17 protein-coding genes and 2 pseudogenes are annotated in these 18,738 nt (G+C 54.4%); 11 read left to right on the top strand and 8 right to left on the bottom strand.

Annotated elements, in window-relative coordinates; translation table 11 throughout:
* The first annotated feature begins 38 nt into the window (after positions 1-38).
* Positions 39-1,565, top strand: a complete 1,527-nt coding sequence (locus tag MUN86_RS07400) for a malate:quinone oxidoreductase (RefSeq protein ID WP_245123587.1) — start codon at positions 39-41, stop codon at positions 1,563-1,565.
* 106 nt (positions 1,566-1,671) lie between these two features.
* On the opposite strand, the gene MUN86_RS07395 is transcribed toward MUN86_RS07400, so the two are convergent.
* The 5 genes from MUN86_RS07395 to MUN86_RS07375 all read right to left on the bottom strand — a co-directional run bounded on the left by MUN86_RS07395 (position 1,672) and on the right by MUN86_RS07375 (position 7,350).
* The gene (locus MUN86_RS07395; protein WP_245123584.1) at positions 1,672-2,409 is read right to left on the bottom strand and encodes an SDR family oxidoreductase; all 738 of its coding nucleotides are present in this window, start codon (positions 2,407-2,409) and stop codon (positions 1,672-1,674) included.
* Between the two features lie 238 nt (positions 2,410-2,647).
* Positions 2,648-3,571 carry a citrulline utilization hydrolase CtlX gene (ctlX, locus tag MUN86_RS07390; protein ID WP_245123582.1) on the bottom strand — a complete coding sequence of 308 codons (924 nt, stop codon included), beginning with the start codon at positions 3,569-3,571 and terminating at the stop codon, positions 2,648-2,650.
* A 95-nt stretch (positions 3,572-3,666) separates the two neighbouring features.
* A complete protein-coding gene (locus MUN86_RS07385; protein ID WP_245123580.1) occupies positions 3,667-5,484 on the bottom strand; it encodes an OmpA family protein in 1,818 nt (605 codons plus the stop codon).
* A gap of 190 nt (positions 5,485-5,674) precedes the next feature.
* On the bottom strand, positions 5,675-6,334 hold the full coding sequence (locus MUN86_RS07380) for a class I SAM-dependent methyltransferase (RefSeq protein ID WP_245123577.1): 660 nt from the start codon (positions 6,332-6,334) through the stop codon (positions 5,675-5,677).
* Between the two features lie 239 nt (positions 6,335-6,573).
* Positions 6,574-7,350, bottom strand: coding sequence for a MerR family transcriptional regulator (locus tag MUN86_RS07375; RefSeq protein ID WP_245123574.1), 777 nt, complete (start codon positions 7,348-7,350; stop codon positions 6,574-6,576).
* Positions 7,351-7,734: 384 nt separating this feature from the next.
* Here MUN86_RS07375 and MUN86_RS07370 point away from each other — a divergent pair, with 384 nt between their 5' ends.
* Positions 7,735-8,124, top strand: coding sequence for a hypothetical protein (locus tag MUN86_RS07370; RefSeq protein WP_245123572.1), 390 nt, complete (start codon positions 7,735-7,737; stop codon positions 8,122-8,124).
* A 104-nt stretch (positions 8,125-8,228) separates the two neighbouring features.
* Here the strand turns inward: MUN86_RS07370 and MUN86_RS07365 are convergent, their stop codons facing one another.
* The 3 genes from MUN86_RS07365 to MUN86_RS07355 form a co-directional block, all read right to left on the bottom strand.
* Entirely contained in the window at positions 8,229-8,657 is a 429-nt protein-coding gene (locus MUN86_RS07365; protein ID WP_245123569.1) for a BLUF domain-containing protein, read from the bottom strand.
* Positions 8,658-8,907: 250 nt separating this feature from the next.
* Positions 8,908-10,101, bottom strand: coding sequence for an acetyltransferase domain-containing protein (locus tag MUN86_RS07360; RefSeq protein WP_245123566.1), 1,194 nt, complete (start codon positions 10,099-10,101; stop codon positions 8,908-8,910).
* A gap of 363 nt (positions 10,102-10,464) precedes the next feature.
* Entirely contained in the window at positions 10,465-11,310 is an 846-nt protein-coding gene (locus tag MUN86_RS07355; RefSeq protein ID WP_245123563.1) for a hypothetical protein, read from the bottom strand.
* Between the two features lie 409 nt (positions 11,311-11,719).
* Between MUN86_RS07355 and MUN86_RS07350 the strand changes: the two are divergent.
* From MUN86_RS07350 to MUN86_RS07315, 9 genes and pseudogenes are all read left to right on the top strand, one after another.
* Positions 11,720-12,442: pseudogene (locus MUN86_RS07350) on the top strand (NmrA family NAD(P)-binding protein); the annotation flags it as partial.
* Between the two features lie 166 nt (positions 12,443-12,608).
* Positions 12,609-12,683, top strand: coding sequence for a hypothetical protein (locus tag MUN86_RS32275; protein ID WP_375379492.1), 75 nt, complete (start codon positions 12,609-12,611; stop codon positions 12,681-12,683).
* Between the two features lie 528 nt (positions 12,684-13,211).
* A complete protein-coding gene (locus tag MUN86_RS07345) occupies positions 13,212-13,658 on the top strand; it encodes a hypothetical protein (protein ID WP_245123558.1) in 447 nt (148 codons plus the stop codon).
* A 275-nt stretch (positions 13,659-13,933) separates the two neighbouring features.
* On the top strand, positions 13,934-14,782 hold the full coding sequence (locus MUN86_RS07340; RefSeq protein ID WP_245123554.1) for an MBL fold metallo-hydrolase: 849 nt from the start codon (positions 13,934-13,936) through the stop codon (positions 14,780-14,782).
* Positions 14,783-14,784: 2 nt separating this feature from the next.
* Positions 14,785-14,925 carry a hypothetical protein gene (locus MUN86_RS07335; RefSeq protein WP_245123551.1) on the top strand — a complete coding sequence of 47 codons (141 nt, stop codon included), beginning with the start codon at positions 14,785-14,787 and terminating at the stop codon, positions 14,923-14,925.
* A gap of 250 nt (positions 14,926-15,175) precedes the next feature.
* Positions 15,176-15,616, top strand: a complete 441-nt coding sequence (locus MUN86_RS07330) for a copper resistance protein NlpE N-terminal domain-containing protein (protein WP_245123548.1) — start codon at positions 15,176-15,178, stop codon at positions 15,614-15,616.
* A gap of 151 nt (positions 15,617-15,767) precedes the next feature.
* Positions 15,768-16,502: a YebC/PmpR family DNA-binding transcriptional regulator gene (locus tag MUN86_RS07325; protein ID WP_245123545.1), complete on the top strand. Its 735-nt coding sequence runs from the start codon at positions 15,768-15,770 to the stop codon at positions 16,500-16,502.
* Positions 16,503-16,531: 29 nt separating this feature from the next.
* Positions 16,532-17,185, top strand: a complete 654-nt coding sequence (locus MUN86_RS07320; RefSeq protein WP_245123542.1) for a DinB family protein — start codon at positions 16,532-16,534, stop codon at positions 17,183-17,185.
* Positions 17,186-17,252: 67 nt separating this feature from the next.
* A pseudogene (locus MUN86_RS07315) lies at positions 17,253-18,310 on the top strand (proline iminopeptidase-family hydrolase).
* Positions 18,311-18,738: the final 428 nt, after the last annotated feature.

Raw genomic sequence — 18,738 nt, 5'->3', positions numbered from 1 at the left:
TAGGCCGGAGCTGGTTCTGTACCTCTGTCTCTCAACGTATGCCTACCACCGATATTTCCGCTGATCAGCCCGTAACCGACGTTATTCTCATTGGTGCGGGCATTATGAGCGCCACATTAGGGATGATGCTCAAGGAGCTGGACCCTAACTTAACTATCACCGTTTTCGAGCGGCTCGACGTAGCTGCCGCCGAAAGCTCCGACGCGTGGAACAATGCCGGTACCGGTCACTCCGCTTTCTGCGAACTAAACTACACGCCCGAGCGCCCCGACGGCTCCATTGACATCAGCAAGGCCTTGAAAATAGCCGAGCAGTTCGAGGAGTCGAAGCAATTTTGGTCTTTCTTGGCCGAGCGCTACGAGGTAAAAGATATTCAGCGCTTCATCAACCACATTCCGCACATGAGCTTTGTGTGGGGCGCCAAAAACGTGGAATACCTGCGCAAGCGCCACGCGGCCCTCACGCAGTCGGCGCTGTTCAAGGGCATGGAATTCTCGGAAGACCGGCAGCAACTTCAGGACTGGATGCCGCTGGTAATGGAAGGACGCGACTCGCAGCAACCCGTAGCTGCGACCCGCATGGACTTGGGTACCGATGTCAACTTTGGGTCCCTTACCCGCGGTATGTTCACGCTGCTGCAAAACAAGCCGGGTGTCACGTTCCACTTCCACCACGAGGTGCAGAAGCTACGGCAAAAAGAAGACGGCTTGTGGCGCATTAGGGCCAAGAACCTGACTACGGGCGAAACCATAAAAGTGCGGGGCCGCTTTGTGTTTATTGGGGCGGGTGGTGGTTCGTTGCCGCTGCTCGAGAAATCAGGAATTCCAGAAGCCAACGGTTTCGGCGGCTTCCCGGTGAGCGGACAATGGCTGAAGTGCATCAATCCGGCCGTGATTGCGCGGCACCAGGCCAAGGTATACGGCAAAGCTGCCGTTGGCTCGCCGCCTATGTCGGTGCCTCACTTGGATACGCGCATGATTGAAGGCAAGCGCGAGTTACTGTTCGGCCCCTACGCCGGTTTTAGTACCAAGTTCCTGAAAACGGGTTCTTACCTGGACCTGCCGAGCTCGATTCAGCTCAACAACTTGCGGCCCATGATCATGGCTGGCTTGAAAAACATTCCGCTCACCAAGTACCTGATTCAGCAGGTGCGCCAGTCGCCGCAAGACCGATTGTCGGCTTTGCGGGAGTACTTGCCCGAGGCGCGGCCCGAAGATTGGGAATTAGCCATTGCGGGTCAGCGTGTGCAGGTTATCAAGAAAGACAAAAAGGAAGGCGGCGTGCTCGAATTCGGGACGGAAGTAGTGAGTGCCGCCGACGGCTCCATTGCCGCTTTGCTTGGGGCCTCGCCGGGTGCTTCTACAGCCGTGAGCATCATGGTGAACCTCATTCAGAAGTGCTTTCCGCAGCAGTCGGCTACGCCGGAGTGGCAAGCGTGCTTCCGCGACATGCTCCCCTCGTTTGGCAAGTCCTTGTCCGATGATCCACAGTTGGTAGCGCAAGTGCGGGCTCGTACCAATGAGGTGCTAGGGCTTAATGTAGAACAGGTGGCAGAAAAACAATAAGCGCCACTTAACATAGTAAAAGGGCTGAGATGCAACATAGATAGTGAATCACTCTACGTTGCCTCTCAGCCCTTTTTGCTGGCTTGGTGCTACTGTCGAATTGCAATTAGCGATTGTTCATCTGCTGAAATATATCATCCAGCTCATTTCGAGAGGCCCGTCGGTTTCTTTCCGAGGTACCGTACCCTACCTCGATTTCGCCCGCTCCTAGCCGTTCCATTATCGAATCGGCAAAAGCATCAACGGGCACCCCAAAGTTGTGCAAACCGGGGCCGCCCAGATCGGTGTTTACTGCCGGCGGAACAATTTCCAGCACCTTGATTTGCGTGTCCTTAAGCTGATGCCGCAAGGACAATGTGAAGGAGTGCAGTGCCGCTTTGGTAGCGCTGTAGATGGGCGCAAACGCTGCCGGAGCAAAAGCTAAACCCGACGTCACGTTGATAATAGCCGGATTGGGCTGCTCGCGCAGATGGTTGATGAACAGGATGCTCAGGTGGATTGGCGCGTCCACGTTGATGGTGATTTCCTGCTGACGGGTTTCCCACGCTTCGGTATCGGTGGCCAGTTGCACCCGGTTTTGAATGCCCGCGTTGTTGACTAACACATTGACCATTGGATATTCCGACCGTACCCAGGCCAGCAAGGCTACCCGCTCGGCGGCCACGCCCACGTCGCAGACGCGGGTGATTAAGCCCGGTAATTTCTGTTCAGCTTCTTGCAGCTTATCGGCGCGGCGGCCGCACACGATAACCGTGCTGCCGGCTTTCACGAAACGCTCGGCCAAGGCAAAACCAATACCCGAGGCGCCCCCAGTAATCAAAACAGTATTCGCGGCTAGATTCATTGGTGTAGTGTAGAGAAGAAGAGAAAGCCGAGAAAGTGAGGGCCGCTTGCCACATCACCCACAGCTATAAACAACAAACTTTACTACGACTTGCGTTGCGGGGTTGTGCCGCTTCTCACTTTATAAGAAGCGGCACTGCTACCTAGGTCCGCATCTACTTCACCTTAAATCACGAGCAACCAGAACGGTATCTAATTGCCTCAGTTCTCCGCAGCTTCGTTTTCCGGTTCGGCTTGCATTACCGAACAGGTGGTAGAAATACTTCTGCCAGCATACACCGGACACTACCGCCCCCTATGGTTTCGATGGTAGGAATGGGCAGCGGCAGCAGTTCACAGTACTTGCTTAAGGTACTGCGTTGAGTTGGCGTCAGGGCATCGAACGCGCTTTGCGACATGGCTAGAATGGCAGTTCCTTCGGCTGGTTGGAGCGCCAACATGTTACCAGCGAACTGGGTTACTTGCGCCAGCGAAATGTCTACAATCTCGTGGCCGGTGAGCGAGAAAGAGGCAACAATGACGGCGCGCTCGGCAGCATTCACTATACTTTCCAGACACACCACCGCAAACCCCGACCCGATACTCAGCATCACGTTGGTATGATATATTTCCAGACCGTGCGTATCGTGGGCGTGGAAAGTAACCGGTCGGTAATGAAGCTGTGCTGCTACTTCGGCAAACAAACCCGCATCGGTGCGGGGCGAAAGGCAGGCGTAAGCAATGCGGTGCTCATGGTCGAAAATGATGCTACCCGTGCCTTCCAGATACCTGCCCTCTTGTTCATGAGCCGACAGGTCGATGACTTCGGAGATGCTGAACTGCTGACGCAGCGCTTCCAAGATGTCGGGGCGGCGCTCCGGGCGGCGGTTAGGGGCGCACATCGGGTAGAGCAACACCCGACCGTCAGGATGCAGCGTTAGCCAATTGTTGGGGAATACTGCGTCGGGCTTCGCGGGTTCCGGTGTGTCCTCGAAAACCACTACTTCCACTCCTTTTGCGCGCAGGCTGCCAACCATGGCATCAAACTCAGTGAAGGCCAGGGCTTGCACAGTGGCCGCATCAAGGTCGGCAATAGCTTGCTGGAAGTAGTTGGAAGCGGCAGTTTCGAGGTTGAAGCCAAAGTGCGCTGGGCGCACCAGGAAAACCGTATTGGCAGATTGCATGACTTTCACCCGGAATAAGACGAACAGCCAAAAATAGCTGGCTTCTCCTGTAAGTACGCTTTTGCTGATCGGCAGTACTGTTACTACCGCGCCGCTTAAGGAACTGTCTCGGTGGAGGCGGAGTCGTTGGAGCCGGAAGGAGTGTCTTCCGCACTATCTGGCTCTGAGTTCGATTGAGTGGGGGTTACGGCTTCATCGTCCGAAAGCTTTTGCAGCTCTTTCAGCTTCAGCCAGCCAGTGGCAAGAGCGCCGTTAGGGTTCCAGAACTTAATCTTAACGAGGCCGTTGCGCTCAACTCCGCCATATAATATCTCGCCTTTACGCAGATACCTTTTCGTGGCCTTTGCTTGGTTGGGCGCAGCAAAAAGGTACGCCATTCGCGCGGTTACTTGGTAGCGACTATCAGCTTCCGCCTGCTCAATAACCGGCTCAACAGGCCCTTCGCCAGGAGCTATTTCCGTTGCTACAACCGGCTCATCGGTTAGTTGGCTGACGGTGTCTTGCGGCAACGCCACTTTCGCGCCCGGACTATCTGCTGGCTTTGCAACCGGAGCTGCGGCCAACAGCGGTGCGCCAGGAGTTTCCAACAATGGCCCCAATTTGGTGGTGACTTTGATGCGCAGTTGCCGATCAAGCGTTTGGCCTTCTGGAGTGCTGTTGGAAGATGCCGGCGCTGCCTCGTCGGAGCCGATGGCCTGAAGTCGGCGCGACGAAATTCCTTGCGCAACCAAGGCCCGCATTGCCGACTGAGCCCGGGCTTCACTTAAACGCAGGTTTTTTTGCTTGTCGGTATAACCTCCAAACAAGAGCTGGGCCCGCGGAAATGTACGCAGGATGGTTGCCAGATTGCGCAGCTGCTCCCAAGAGTTGGCAGTTAAAGTGGCCTGCCCAGGGTTGAAAGACACCTTGTCCACGCTGATCCAGCCGGCGGCGGCGTTCAATGGATCTACTTGCTGCGTGGGGTCGGCCAGGAAGTTGTATAGCTGATATTCGGTGGAATTGGAGCTAACCTTTAGAGTCGTGCCATTGAAAAGCGTAATCACCAGCGGCTGGCCAGCAGGCACTTCAGAGACCGGCACGGTAGCGTCGGTAGGCGGCGCCGCAGCACGGGGCTGGGTTGTGGCTCCGGTATAGGCGGCGGGCACCGAAGGCCCCGTTGCAACTTGTGGCGCGGGAGTAGAGGTCCAGCGGAAAATGCCATACCCGAGCGCTGAGCCCAGCAGCAGTAGCAAAGGCCACACCCAACGATGTCGCTTGCTTGCTTTTGCTTCTGGCGCAGCTGGTTGCGGTATAAAAATGCTGCCCCCACCCACCTCCTGCCACTGGCCGGCCCGCGCTGCAAACGTAGGCGTTGGCGTGGTCTGGCGTAGAGCAGTTGGCCGGAACACTTCCGCATCAGGGTTGGGCGGCGAAACAACTGAGTTGGTACGCTTCGCTTCGCTTTGCAACCAGTCGCCTAGCTCATCAGGTCTCAAATTATGCTCGGCGGTGTACTTCCCTAAGGCACCCAGCACGACTGCCACCCCGGCTTCCAGCAACGGCGCATACGACTCTAAAGAAAGGCCCGCCTTGGTGGCCAACCGATAGATAGTTGTTTGATAGGTATCGTCAAGCAAGTTTCGGAGCAACAGCACTCCGCGCCCGTGCCAACTGGCTACGTCCATAGCATCGAGTTGTGCTAGCACTTGATCGGCTTGCGCTTGCCGGATTACGTCCCAAACGAAATCTACACCATCTGGCTGGGCTGCCCGATCGGCGAGCGTACTCACTATTGGCGGCAACAGTTGCGCTAGCGCCTGCCCCGTTGCTGCAGAGTTTTGGCCGACTAGCACGCTTAGCTGGTTGAGGTGCTCGGCGCGTATGCAACTGCTTACTACTTCAAGTACCGTTTCTTCCCGCTTTATGCCCATCATTCAGTGAAATTTTAGCCCAATTAGTTTGGAATCGTATTGGAATATCATAAATCAGGCCACACAAAGTTCCACTTATTTACATTCTATCAGGCTCTTACGCATATACTTCTGACCCTAAAGCGCCCTTACCCGGCAGCTTCAGCGTTTTAACCGACACCAATAAACTTCATCTATTACCCTTCTATAGCCTTTACTCCGGTCGGATTAGAGTCTGCTTGTCAACTCGCGCGACTACCGCAAATAATGGGTCGGAGCGACGGGGGGCGGGGCTGCGGTCCAGTAGCTCAATGGCGTGCCTGTGGCCCGCGGCTTGTAAGTATTGCTGCACCAGCGCCAAATGTCCCCGGTCGTCGAGGGCATGCCAGGCGGCTACCGCTTTGCTCGGGAAGCAGCGATTCGAGAAGGTGACAACCAGGGGCGCATTGGGGCGCATAACCCGGGCCAGTTCGCGCAGTACTGTCACGGGTTGCGTTAGGTAGTCAATAGAAACGCAAATGGCCGCTCCGTCGAAGGTATTGTCGGCAAAGGACAGCAGGGGCTGCTGGTTGAGGTCCTGCACCACGTAGTCGGCCAGACGCGGATTGGCGCGCAGTTCCCGCTCGTTCATGCCCAAGCCCACCACTCGGTTGTAAGGCACTTCGGCCGGCAGATGGCTAACCCAGCTGCTCATCAGGTCGAGCAAGGTGCTGTCGGCCTGAAAATACTCCCGGTAAAGCTGCGTTACGGCGGCAATAGCCGCGTCGTCGATGTGCGTAACAAAGCGCGGCTGTCGGTAAAATTCGGCGTCGGGCGTTTCGTCGACGCGTCGGAATGCGTCTTGTGGGAACGAGATACTGTTGTCTTGGCTCATGGGTGGCGTTTATCTATTCAAACAACCCGGCCCCAAAAGGTGAGACAACTACCTGCTTCTGTGGCGCCCACTGTGCATGCGCAGCAGCAAATTGCTTAGGTTATCCACGCTCTCGTTTCACTGATTTACGGACAAACCGAAAGCGCATTTCACTGATCAGGTGTCTAGCTCCGCACAGAATTCAGCGCCCCTACCACCTAACGTGACAGAGGGCACTGATAGAAATTTGAGTCATTTAATTAGAGCTTGGTAGCTGCGAAATAAATCATGGCCTTGCTTAAAAAGTCGGCATAACCAGGACTGCTTTGCTCGTTGTAGGTGGTGTAGCGTGGGTCGTCGAGGTAGAGCTGGGCTAGGCCTTTGTAGGCTTCGGCTAGCTTTCCTCCTGCTCCTACCGACGGCCCCCAGAACGCCTGGATGTTGGCGAAGTGGCGACTTATCTGCTGTTGCACCTCTTCGGTGGTTGGGGCTAGGTGCATCATGCCAAGCAAGGTTTGGTTGATGTTTTCTTGCTCGGCTTTCAGGGATGCAAAGTCTTCTTTGCTAAGCTGCCGCACCTTGTTTTCTGCTTCTGCTACCACCTCAGGGCCGTATTTTTCGCTGGCTTCGCGGCGGTAGGTTTCGGCTTGCTCTTTGGGGAAGCCGGCGTAAAGTTCTTCGTTGGTTAACATGATGTTGTCTCCTTTTACGTGAGTAATAGTGTTGTCGAGCGTCACCAGCAGAGTGGCAAGCCGTTGGTGCCGCGCCTGCAGCGCCTGCTTGTGCTGCTGTAAAGCCGCCAGCAAGTTGAAGTTCGGCTCTTCCAGCAGACTTTGAATTTCACTGAGCGAAAAATCCAACTCTCTGAAAAACAGGATTTGCTGCAAGCGAAGCTGTTCTTGCTCGCCGTAGAGCCGGTACCGGGCCTCGGTACGCACAGCGGGCTTGAGCAGCCCCAACCGGTCGTAGTAGTGCAGTGTGCGCACACTTACACCCGCCAGTTTGGCTAGCTGTCGGCAGGAAAGGCTTTTGGGCATCGAACTCTTTTTCTCTGATGGTGACGCAGTGAAAGTAGACTATGACGTAAGGGGAGAGTCAAGAGGAATCTGCAAATAATTTGAAAGAACTGTTCTGCGCACAACTTTTAGTGGCTGCAATTCGGTGTTTCATGCGCCAGAAAGTTGAAAGTGAGTTTAGCAACCGTGAGCAGACGGTGGCACAGCGAACAGCAACGTCGGGGCAACCAGGCAAACGGCAGACAGAACTGGGCTATTGGCAGACAAACCAGGGGAAAGCAGCGCGGCCGGGCAAAGTCGGCTCCAGGCTTGCAAATGGGGTATCAAGCGCTTCGCACCACTACAACGGTGGTTTGCTCGCTTACTACAACAGCTACACTTCCCCTTTTCAATCTGTCCAAAATCATGAAAAAAGCCCTGTTTTCTCTCGCCACTGCTTTCGTCCTGTTGTCTTCCGGCGTTTCATTTGCCGCTCCTGCCCCCGACCACCACGACGACCACAAACGCCACCCAGAAGCTAAGCGCTACGACAACCGCAACGATAAAGGCTTCAACTACGGCTACGACAAGCAACACAGAGTATCCACCCAAGAAAAGGCCCGTTGGGAAGCCGCCCACCGCAATGATCACCGCGACGATAACGACAACCGTCGTGACACCAACTACGGCCGCCACGACGACCGCAATGACAATGACTTTAACTACGGCTACGATAAGAAGCACAGAGTAACGGCTCAGGAAAAAGCTCGGTGGGAAGCCGCTCACCGCAATGACCGTCACGATAGCCGCCGGTAATTAGTAGCATCACTTTAATGCAAACACAAAAAAGGCCCACCTAGGTGGGCCTTTTTTGTGTTTGCATTGTCCATTTAAAGCCAACGAACTATCACCAAGCACTTCTAAGGATGAGTGCCGTCGTTGAGCACAAAAGACTTCAGCAACACAAGCATGCTTTCATCGATTTCCGGCAAATGAGCATCCAGAAAGTTGGATCGGTACGGGTTGATGTATCCGGTAAGACGCACAAAATCATCGCTCTTCAGCGGTTGAAAACCCATCGACCAATCGCCAAAAATGCGCCTCTCAATGGGTCCGTCCGATAGTTTGAGAACGTGTATATGGCGCTGGTCGACCTCTATTTTGGCGTAGATAAGCTGAACGGCCTGCTCTTCACCTTCCAATACTTGCAGGAAGTTGCCATTGCTATAAAGCAACAACCCTGTGATACCGAGGGCGGCGTTGTTTGTACGTGACTGCTGTAGCAACCACTTCAAATCGGCCGTAGTAGGATGTCCTACGGCCGTACTTTGATAAACAATGTGATGCATGTTTTAAATACTGAGCCAATAGGTGGGAAGGACAAAGAGCGAATGGGTACGCTTCAGCAAAACCATACAACCAAAGCGAGAGGCAGTAGCTTAGAAGAACCGAACTATCTAGCACATTCACAGACGTTTGCTAAATGCCGGCTACCGGTTTACTCTCGCAAATTCCAAGTCTGCAAGAGTGCGCTTAAAACGAAACGAATTTATAAATACCTGTGACTATTTATACTGTAATCAACACTTTCCTAACTGCCTACAAGTACGACAACCACCAGTAGGAATGTTGCTGCTTGAAACGCTGATACCACCGGCAAGGGAAATACAGCAGCAAGACCACGCCGACCCAAACCGCGTAGGCTCGTAACAAGCTTGGCTGATACCCAGCAGGCCAGTTTTTAACCTCGAGAAACGCGAAATTTACGGGCCGCCCAAAAGCTATCCGTGTCCAGACCCAGGCAGATACGCTAATTAAAAGCAGGTGCAGCAGGTAATAGAAAAATGGCACCTGCCCGAAAGTTCGCAGCCACTGGCTCGGCCGGCTCGTGGCGGTTTCGGCAACACTTAGCAAGAGCAACGCCGCCCCAAGCGTGAGGCACAGAAACAACAACGACGGTGGATACTTGGTGATGTTCAGAAAGGACAGGACAGTGTAAAGCATACCGCGCGGCTGCACACTCCAAGGCGCCAACTCGCCGTACCAATTGGTCGCGCGCAGTGCAACAAACACCACCAACAAGGTTATTCCAGCGCGGCACAACAGGGGCGCCCGCTGCGAAAGTGGCAACTGAAACCACGGCCCAACCACATAGCCTGCCAGCATGACGCCTAGCCACGGACCAAAGGAGTACGCTACCAGAAAAGGCGGCAGCGGCGCGACTGGCAGCACAAAGGGCGTGTTGCGGAGTAGTGCCCACCCTACATTAGCCGCGGTTACGGGTTGGATAACGGGCAGCAGATTATGTCCCGCCACTATCACGAAGGCGAGTACGCCCAATATCCAGCGCGGCAACCAGATAAGTGCCGCCAAGACCACCATGCCCCACCCTATCACCCAAATAACTTGCAGCAACAATAGGTTGTAGCCCCATTGCAAAACGAAGTTGATAACCACCAACTCCAAGAATATCAGCCATAACCCCCGCGTAAGCAGAAACCGACTCACCGCCGGCCGCTTGGGCTGCTTTTGCTGATAAAGCCAAATACTGACTCCCGACAAAAAAACGAACGTTGGCGCGCAGAAATGCGTGATCCAACGGGTGAAAAATAGCAGCGCGGAAGCCTGTGTCACGTCCTCGGGGCGCACGAGGGTTGAGCACCAGAACTCCCGGATATGGTCGAGTGCCATGATTACCATAACCAATCCGCGCACCACATCCACAGCTTGGACGCGCGACGAAACCGCTTGGCCGGGAACAGAAACCTGAGGAGGTGCAACGGACTGTAGCATACTACGCGTGGAACAGAAATAGATAAAACTGCAGTACCACCCTAGTTGAAAAAGGCTTTAAAGGAGCGCCCTTTACGACCGTTCGTATTTGGGCGCAGCCAGTAGCTAACCGTGGCAGAAATGGCATCTGACCGGTGGCTGTTCGGCTACGAGATGCTCTTTAAGCAAGTATATAAACTTCTGATAAGTAATAGTGCTAAAGGCCCGCTTGCTTGAGCGTTAGGGCTGTATTAGTACGTGCAAAAACTGCGTTTCCGTCAACTCCTTGCTTAGTTGCCAGAACCGACGACAGGCATTCTTTAGATTGTTGGCCTGCTATAAGTCACAAGCATCCTGCGTATTGGACTGAGCCGTATAACCGGGCTACCGCAAAGCGTCCCGGCGCATCCAGCCGGTGGTAGTTACCTTTTCCCAATTGGTAAACGTGACGAACACCGCATCACCGCGGGATTCGCCGAGCCGTACTTTGTCGCCGCGCACACAGTGGGCTTTGCGGGGCTGCGTCAGGTCGGGCGAGTTGTAAAAGTACGACCGGGCTACCTGCACCACCGCCGTAGCGTTTCCGCTGGCATCCGCTTCCGCGGCCTCGACTGGCGTACTTGATGCTTGCTCACCTTCATACGTATCGTCGGCGGGCGAGATAGTTGGCGGCGCGCTCGGCGCCTGAGTTGGCCGACGGGTGCGCGCTGCCACAGACGTTGGGCTGGCTGCCAGCTTGCTTAGCTCCTGCACTTTCAACCATCCCGTAACCGTAGCCCCATTGGGGTTTTTGAAACGAGTCTTCACGAAGCCATTGCTTTCTTGCTCACCGTAAATCACGTCGCCGCGCAACAGGTATTTACCACTTGGCTTCCCCTGCTCAGGCGTGTCGAAAAAGTACGCCGTTTCGGCCGTGACGCGGTACCGACTACCGGCGCCCGTCAGTTGCCCACCGGACGTGGTGTTGTCGGTTGTAACTTCCTCGGTTGCTGGGGTCGACTCGGCTTCCTCGGCGGCAGTTTGACTGATGGGCTCTTCCGATGTTTGGCTGTTGGTTTGGTCTTCAGAACAGGACGTTAGCACTGCCATGAGCGCACTTAACAGCACCACTTGCCAGGGCCTGCTTTTGTAGGCAAACCCGGCGGTATTTACCCAACGATTGTTGTGCAGTGTGGCCTCGCTGGCCATTGAGAGTAGAGGCGTCGCAGAAGTTTGTTGTTGCTGGCTCATCGGCGTGTTGTTGCTAGGTGGCTAGTGGCGTTACATCGCACTACGTAGTTTCCAGCTAAGCTGGTGGCTAGCAGGGTTGCAGATCTAGAGTTGGCTAGAGTCAAGACAGGCTATTAGACTGGAAGTGGGCATTAAGCCCATAGTATTCGGCACGTCTTCTTCCTGCAAGAACCTTGTACTGTCGGTTCATCAGGAATTGTTCCGTTCGTATGAGTGGGTTGCGTATGGATGAGCTAGCTAAGAAAAGTACGCCTTCTTTATCTGTTGACTGTCGCGAAAAGCACTGGCTTTTCATGTGGCGGCTGGCGGTAGCTCTTGCTAGGAAGTTTCCTAGATGCTGTTCCAACTTTAAAACCTTCGCCCGGAAACACTCTTATCAATTCATACAAGTTTCATCCCCTACCAACTTATGGCTTCGCCCTCGCTAGACAACAACACAGATTCTTCATCCAGCACGAGCACAGAACCGGTAACCATTGTGCTGGCTGGCGCTACCGGAGCCCTCGGTTTGCTGATTGCGCACCATCTCCGCCAACGTGGCGCCACTGTACGGGCCCTAGTACGACCAGAAGCAAGTGCCAAGGCGGAGGCCGAGTCGTTGCGGCTGCAAGGGGTTACGCTGGTGGAAATTGACTATAACAACACGGCCGAACTTGTCAAGGCTTGCATGGGCGCTGCCTGCGTAGTATCGGCATTGTCGGGGCTGCGGGAGGTGATTGTGGATACCCAAACGCAGCTGCTGGAAGCGGCTGTAGCAGCAGGCGTGCCTCGTTTCATTCCTTCCGATTTTTCTGCCGACTTCACCAAGCTTCCTGATAACTCGAATCGCAACTTCGATTTGCGTCGGGAATTTATGCGGCGCCTCGACCAAGCACCCATTCAAGCCACTTCCATTCTCAACGGCATGTTTATGGAATTGCTGAAGGGTCAGGCCCCGCTGATTCTGTCGGGCCCGCGCCGGATTCTGTACTGGGGTGACGCCGACCAGCTCCTCGATTTCACTACCATGGTGAACACAGCCGAATTCACAGCGGCAGCGGCCCTCGACCCAACCACGCCTCGTTATCTGCGCGTGGCCGGCGATGTAGCCAGTATTCGCGGGTTGCAAGCCGCCGCCACCGAAGCTATGGGCAAAGAGTTTCGCTTGCTGCGAGCTGGTAGCTTGGGTGTGCTTGGTGCCCTAATCAAAGTAACCCGAACCCTTGTGCCCGCGAAAGGTGAAGTATTTCCACCGTGGCAGGGTATGCAGTATCTGCACAACATGCTCAGTGGCCAAGCCAAGCTAGAGTCACTGGACAATGCCCGCTACCCGACTATCCGCTGGACCTCGGTGCGGAAAATGCTGGCAACAAAGCAATAGTACTGGTTTGTAGCAACGTTCCGCCCTACTATGTATAGCTGCTCAACGAGCCTTGATGGTAGTAAGCGGGGGCAGGTTCTTCACTTAATCTTAACCTGGTTTTCTCAGCCTAAAAGCAAAAACTTCCGTATCGGACCGGGGCTAGCGTCACAGCGCCTTTCCAAATCGGCTTGTTTTTAAAGTTTATGCGTCCTCTTGCAAATTTTTTTCGGTTGCTCTTATTGCTCGTTCTCTTGATCGGGGGAGCGGCCAACCGACAGCCAGACTTGCATCAACAATCCCTAGAAAAGCGCTTCAGGCCCATAAAAGGGAAGTAGCACGACGCTATTTGGTTTTCCAAACTGAGCCGCAAGTTGCCTTCCGAGAGCAGCTTAGAACTCAAACGAAGCTCAACAGTTATAACAAAAACAAGATTTATTAGTCTATTCCGGGTTACCTCCCGTTGAATGGCTGTATAAAGAGCAACTTACGCAGTTACTCTACCAGGCTAACTGCTGTAACATACGTAGTATACTCCACTCTTACCAACCAAAACAAACTTATGAAAAAGGTATTGTTCCTGGCCCTGGCGGCCGCTTCGTTCACTTTCTCTTCTTGCGGTAACAATGCTGGCGAAGGCAGCCAAGCCGGTGGCGAGAGCAGCGGTGCTTCGGGCACTTCAACCGAATCTTCAACTTCTGACGCTGGCACGGGTTCCGACGCTGGCATGGGTTCTGACTCTTCTATGTCGGGTGGCGGCGGCTCAACGGCTGGCAGCTCGATGGATGCTAGCGGTAGCACAGCTGGCAGCACCGGTGGTAGCACGGCTGGTACCACTGGTGGCAGCACCGCTGGCGGCGCTTCTACGGCTGGTGGCAGCACGGCTGGTGGCTCTACCACGGGCGGCGCTTCTACGGCTGGCGGCAGCACCACGGGTGCTTCTACGGCTGGTGGTGCTACCACGGGTAGTGCTTCTACTACTGGCGGCAGCACAACCGGTGGCATGTAATTCGCACTGAATTATAAGACCTTCCTACAAACAAAAGCAGCTTCCCGAAATCGGGAAGCTGCTTTTGTTTGTAGGAAGGTCTCTATCTACGACGAGCCAGCAATGGGTATACGGCACCAAATACGCGAGGCTATCCTGACTTGCGGCCTAGTGAGTGCTCTAGGTTTAACAGTGGTCGGGTACGGCTCTACAGACCAAGAAACAAGGCCTCCTCTTCTACTCTTCAGCTAGAATCCCGTACTAGTTTCCAGACCTGACCTCATGCATCTGGATTTATGAAACAAGTAGCTGCTGGTGTATACCAGCTTACCATCCAACGGTTTGTAAACCTATACTTCGTAGAAGCTGGCACTCCCGGCGAATGGGTACTGGTGGACACCGGTTTACCTGGTTCCGAAAAAGCCATTATTGCGGCCGCCGACGCTCAATTTCACTCGGGCACCCGCCCCAAAGCCATCATCTTAACCCACGGCCACATGGACCACTCCGGCTCGGCGCTGGCGTTAGCTGAACACTGGAAGGTACCGGTGCTTGCGCACCCGTTGGAGTTGCCTTTCCTTACGGCCCGGGCTGTGTATCCACCGGCGGACCCTACCGTGGAAAATGGGGGTTCGTTGGCTTTCGTGGCGCGGTTCTTCCCACCGCAGTCGTTTCAGCTCACCAGCGTAGTACAGGCCCTGCCTACCGACTCCGATACCGTGCCTTTCCTACCCGATTGGCGCTGGCACCACGTGCCAGGCCACGCTCCGGGCCAAGTAGCCTTGTTTAGGGAGAAAGACGCCACCCTACTCGGGGCCGATGCTTTTGCCACGGCCAACCACGAGTCGGTGCCTTCGTTGCTGCTGCAGCGGCCGCAGGTAAGTGTAGCAGGCGCGCCTTTCAACTACAATTGGCAGCAGGTGCGGGAGTCGGTGCAGAAGCTGGCGGGTTTGCGCCCGGTTGCTATTGGCTGTGGACATGGCCCAGCCATACAAGGCGCCGAAGCCACCGATGGCCTCCAAAAGTTGGCGAACTTCTTTCCTATGCCCACCTACGGCCGTTACGTCAACGACCCAGCTCGCCTCGATGAAAACGGGGTAGCTTACTTGCCCGCCGCCCCGACGACCCTTTCCCTCAGCGCCTAACCTTGGCCCTTACGGGCGTAGGTTTGCTGGCCGGAGCAGCACTTCTACTTGTACTTCAGCGCCAACAGCGCCGCAAGCAGCAGACCTTTCCCTCCACCGACTACGTATCGTCGCGCCGCTTTGCAACGGGCTCCAAGAAGTAGACCAACTAGCTGTACAGCTTACACGGTGTGGTAATAGCAGAACGGCTAGACTCATCTGCACGCTCCACACTTTGCTATCCTAGCCTCAGTTCCTACACGTGTAGGGGCTGAGGCTAGTTGCTTTTGGTTACCACAAAGTCTGAGCATCAGTATGCTAAGCAATGCCTTCTTTCGTCTTTCAATGAAACAGTAACAACTCCTTTCCTTCATCTAAGAGCAAGGAAACCACACTGTGGTGTTACATTTCGGGATGATTCGTCTTCTCTTTTTTCTTGCCTGCCTCGTATTGGCTGCCCCGTCGGCTGCGCTGGCACAACGAGCGGCCTCAGCGGCTCCCACGCTCAAACCGTCGTTTTTCACTACCTATACTTACCTCACCTACGATATTCTGGATAAGAGCAGCGGCCCCACTCCTATTGCCGCCAAAGGCGTAGGCGGCACGCTTACCCTCAACCCCAACGGTACCTACCAGAAGCATCTGCAACTCGCCAACGCCGGCACTACCATGAGCTTCGACCAGACCGGCAAGTTCACTTTCTCTGGCGACCAGATCAGCTTCTCCTACACCGACAAAAAAGGCCAGCCCCGCACCGACCAGGGTTCTTTCCGCCTGCGCAACAACCTGCTTACGCTTGTTATCCAGGGGTTTCCGGCGGGGAACTCCAGCACGTATACGCTTCGGGCCCAATAAGGGCTTTGCCATCAGTCCTGGCACGTTAAGCGGCCCCTAGCGCGAATAGCAATTGCGCCCCGCTGGGCTTTCTATTAACTTGCACGCCTCTTTCGGCCCATCCTCGCCGACACAAAACTCACCAATTCACTATTTCACCAACTTACTATAGATGGGACGCGCATTTGAATTTCGTAAAGGCCGTAAAATGAAGCGCTGGGACCGGATGTCGAAAGACTTCACCCGTATCGGCCGGGAAATTGTAATGGCCGTGAAGGAAGGCGGTACGAATCCAGATGCCAATTCCCGCTTGCGCACGGCCATGCAAAACGCCAAAGGCGTGAACATGCCGAAAGACCGGGTAGAAGCCGCCATCAAGCGGGCCAGCAGCAAAGAAGAAAAGGACTACCAGGAAGTGGTGTATGAAGGCTACGCACCCCACGGTGTGGCCGTCGTGATTGAAACCGCCACCGACAATCCCACTCGCACCGTAGCCAACGTGCGCATGTATTTCAACCGGGGCAACGGCGCCCTCGGCACCGCCGGCTCCTCCGACTACACCTTCACTCGCAAAGGCGTATTCCGCCTCGCTGCCGAAGGACTCGACCTCGACGAGTTGGAACTTGAATTAATTGACGCCGGCGCCGAAGACGTGTACGCCGACCAGGAAGAAGATGAACACGGCAACGTGAAAGACTTTATCGTGGTGGAAACCAGCTTCACCGACTTCGGCCAGATGCAGAAGGCGCTCGAAGAAAAAGGTCTCGCCGTGGTTTCGGCGCAACTCCAGCGCGTACCCAACACCACCGTGCACCTCGAAGGCGACCAGCTAGAGGAAGTAATGAACCTCATCGAGAAGTTTGAAGAGGACGACGATGTGCAAGCAGTATACCACACGCTCGGGTAAAACCTATCATTCCGATAGATCATCGGCAAATGCGGGCCGCTCCCATTGGGGCGGCCCGCATTTGCTTTCCGGACTTTCGTCTACACGAAGTTTCTTATCCCAAGCTTGATACTATGACGATAGAGCCCATCATCGCCGATGTTAGTAATGCGCTTATCAACACTTTTTCGGCCATTGATGTGTGGTTCGATAAGGATAGCCGTCTGCGTGCTTACCGTCCAAGCAACGGCGGCTGGACGATAGACGAAATTCTGGAGCACATCGGTTTAACTAATCATTACCTGCTTATTCTCATAGAGAAGGGCGCCAATAAAGCTCTAGTAAACTTTCAACATGTTGACTTGTCAGCCGAGCTAGCTAATTACAATTTTCAGTACACAAAACTCAGCGAAATAGGTCAGCATAAATCGTTTGCCTGGATTCGGCCCGAGCATATGGAGCCAACGGGAAACAAGCCATTAGCAGAAGTGCGTAATCAACTGAAGGAACAAACGCACCAATGCCTTACTACTCTCGCAAAGCTTGACAATGGCGAAGGTATACTCTACAAAACAACCATGAGTGTGAATGGCTTAGGCAAGCTCGATGTGTACGAGTATATCTATTTCCTGGCACAGCATGCAAGAAGACACGTCATGCAAATGGAGAAGAACGAGTTCGAGTTCAACGCAGTAGTTGAATAACACGGCCGGCAAAAGTTCTATGGCAAGCTTTGAGAAGGGTTGAAATTATGGTTAGGTTTAGCTCACTATGCTAAACAAACTACTCGCCCCTGCTCTGCTCCTCGCAAGCATTCTGACCACTGCCTGCTCCACCCAATCCAAGCAGGAAACGGCCGCTTCTCCGGTGTCCACCTATTTCCAGCGCGCTGAATCGGGTGTGCAGGATGGTGGTGTGCAAGTCATTCCGATTACCACACTCAAAGGCAAGTTCAACGTCTGGACCAAGCGGTTTGGCAACAACCCCAAGATGAAGGTGCTGCTGCTCAACGGCGGCCCCGGCGCCACGCACGAGTATTTCGAGTGCCTGGAGAACTTCCTGCCCGCCGAAGGTATCGAGTTCATTTATTATGACCAGCTCGGCTGCGGCAACTCCGATAACCCCAAGGACACCGCTATGTGGAGCTTGCCGCGCTACGTGGAGGAAGTCGAGCAGGTGCGTAAGGCCTTGAACCTAACCAACGACAACTTTTACCTGCTCGGCCACTCCTGGGGTGGCATTCTAGCGGCCGAGTACGCCTTCAAATATCAGCAGAACCTGAAGGGACTCATCATTTCTAATATGATGATGAGTTGCCCGAGTACGGCAAGTACGCCAACGAAGTGCTGGCCAAGCAGATGAAACCCGAAGTACTAGCCGAAATCCGACAGATTGAAGCCCGCAAAGACTTCCAGAATCCGCGCTATATGGAGTTGCTGATGCCCAACTTCTACACTGAGCACATCCTGCGCATGCCCTTGGATAAGTGGCCCGAGCCCGTCAACCGCTCGTTCAGCAAAAGCAACAATTCGCTCTACGTGACCATGCAAGGCCCGAGTGAGTTCGGCATCGCTGGCAAGCTTACCACCTGGGACCGGACCAAGGATCTACCCAAGCTGTCGGTACCCGTCCTCTCTATCGGCGGCAAGTACGACACCATGGACCCTGAGCACATGCGCCGCATTGCCACTCAAGTGCAGAACGGTACGGCCCTCATCTGCCCCAACGGTAGCCACATGAGCCTCTACGACGACCAGCAGACCTATATGGACGGCCTCATCAAGTTTGTTCTAGGTGTGAACAAAGGCGAGAAGAAAGTGGCGCTATAAAGTATTCAATCACCGTTACAAGCCGGTCCCTATTGATTACCCAGCAGTAGAGTTTTCCTCGCATTCCAACAACGCCAACGGCTCAGTTCACTAGCACGACATGCGCTAGTGAACTGAGCCGTTGGCGTTGTCGAGATTCTCGGCTTGCCTAAGGATGGCACCACGAAGAATAGGTCATCAGAAAATCAGAGTATTAAGTCTGTAACAATTTTTATTAGTTTTGAACAATACCGTTCCATTTCAAGTAAATACTTTACTGCTAAAAACCGGAAGCTCTCTTGTTCAATAGAATTCGAGCATAAGGAAAGGCGTGCTTCAATAGCTAGGCAGAGCTACTGACTGCTTCATCGAAGCGTCAGGATCAGCACCTGCTACTCCATTCCTCACACTCAAGAAGCTGCTGCTACAAGAAGGCACCTGCTTCCTGA

Origin of the sequence: Hymenobacter volaticus (assembly GCF_022921055.1) — a bacterium.
Classification (GTDB): Bacteria; Bacteroidota; Bacteroidia; order Cytophagales; family Hymenobacteraceae; genus Hymenobacter; species Hymenobacter volaticus.
Note: the sequence above shows the minus strand (reverse complement) of the source record. Positions and strands in the feature narration are given on the sequence as shown.

What these genes read in the sequence shown, in the direction of transcription:
- MUN86_RS07385 (WP_245123580.1), bottom strand. Translation starts at nt 5,484, where the DNA reads ATGATGGGCATAAAGCGGGAAGAAACGGTACTTGAAGTAGTAAGCAGT.
- ctlX (WP_245123582.1), bottom strand. Translation starts at nt 3,571, where the DNA reads ATGCAATCTGCCAATACGGTTTTCCTGGTGCGCCCAGCGCACTTTGGC.
- MUN86_RS07320 (WP_245123542.1), top strand. Translation starts at nt 16,532, where the DNA reads ATGCGGGCCGCTCCCATTGGGGCGGCCCGCATTTGCTTTCCGGACTTT.
- MUN86_RS07345 (WP_245123558.1), top strand. Translation starts at nt 13,212, where the DNA reads ATGAAAAAGGTATTGTTCCTGGCCCTGGCGGCCGCTTCGTTCACTTTC.
- MUN86_RS07365 (WP_245123569.1), bottom strand. Translation starts at nt 8,657, where the DNA reads ATGCATCACATTGTTTATCAAAGTACGGCCGTAGGACATCCTACTACG.
- MUN86_RS07355 (WP_245123563.1), bottom strand. Translation starts at nt 11,310, where the DNA reads ATGAGCCAGCAACAACAAACTTCTGCGACGCCTCTACTCTCAATGGCC.
- MUN86_RS07380 (WP_245123577.1), bottom strand. Translation starts at nt 6,334, where the DNA reads ATGAGCCAAGACAACAGTATCTCGTTCCCACAAGACGCATTCCGACGC.
- MUN86_RS07400 (WP_245123587.1), top strand. Translation starts at nt 39, where the DNA reads ATGCCTACCACCGATATTTCCGCTGATCAGCCCGTAACCGACGTTATT.
- MUN86_RS07395 (WP_245123584.1), bottom strand. Translation starts at nt 2,409, where the DNA reads ATGAATCTAGCCGCGAATACTGTTTTGATTACTGGGGGCGCCTCGGGT.
- MUN86_RS07375 (WP_245123574.1), bottom strand. Translation starts at nt 7,350, where the DNA reads ATGCCCAAAAGCCTTTCCTGCCGACAGCTAGCCAAACTGGCGGGTGTA.
- MUN86_RS07340 (WP_245123554.1), top strand. Translation starts at nt 13,934, where the DNA reads ATGAAACAAGTAGCTGCTGGTGTATACCAGCTTACCATCCAACGGTTT.
- MUN86_RS07325 (WP_245123545.1), top strand. Translation starts at nt 15,768, where the DNA reads ATGGGACGCGCATTTGAATTTCGTAAAGGCCGTAAAATGAAGCGCTGG.
- MUN86_RS07370 (WP_245123572.1), top strand. Translation starts at nt 7,735, where the DNA reads ATGAAAAAAGCCCTGTTTTCTCTCGCCACTGCTTTCGTCCTGTTGTCT.
- MUN86_RS07360 (WP_245123566.1), bottom strand. Translation starts at nt 10,101, where the DNA reads ATGCTACAGTCCGTTGCACCTCCTCAGGTTTCTGTTCCCGGCCAAGCG.
- MUN86_RS07330 (WP_245123548.1), top strand. Translation starts at nt 15,176, where the DNA reads ATGATTCGTCTTCTCTTTTTTCTTGCCTGCCTCGTATTGGCTGCCCCG.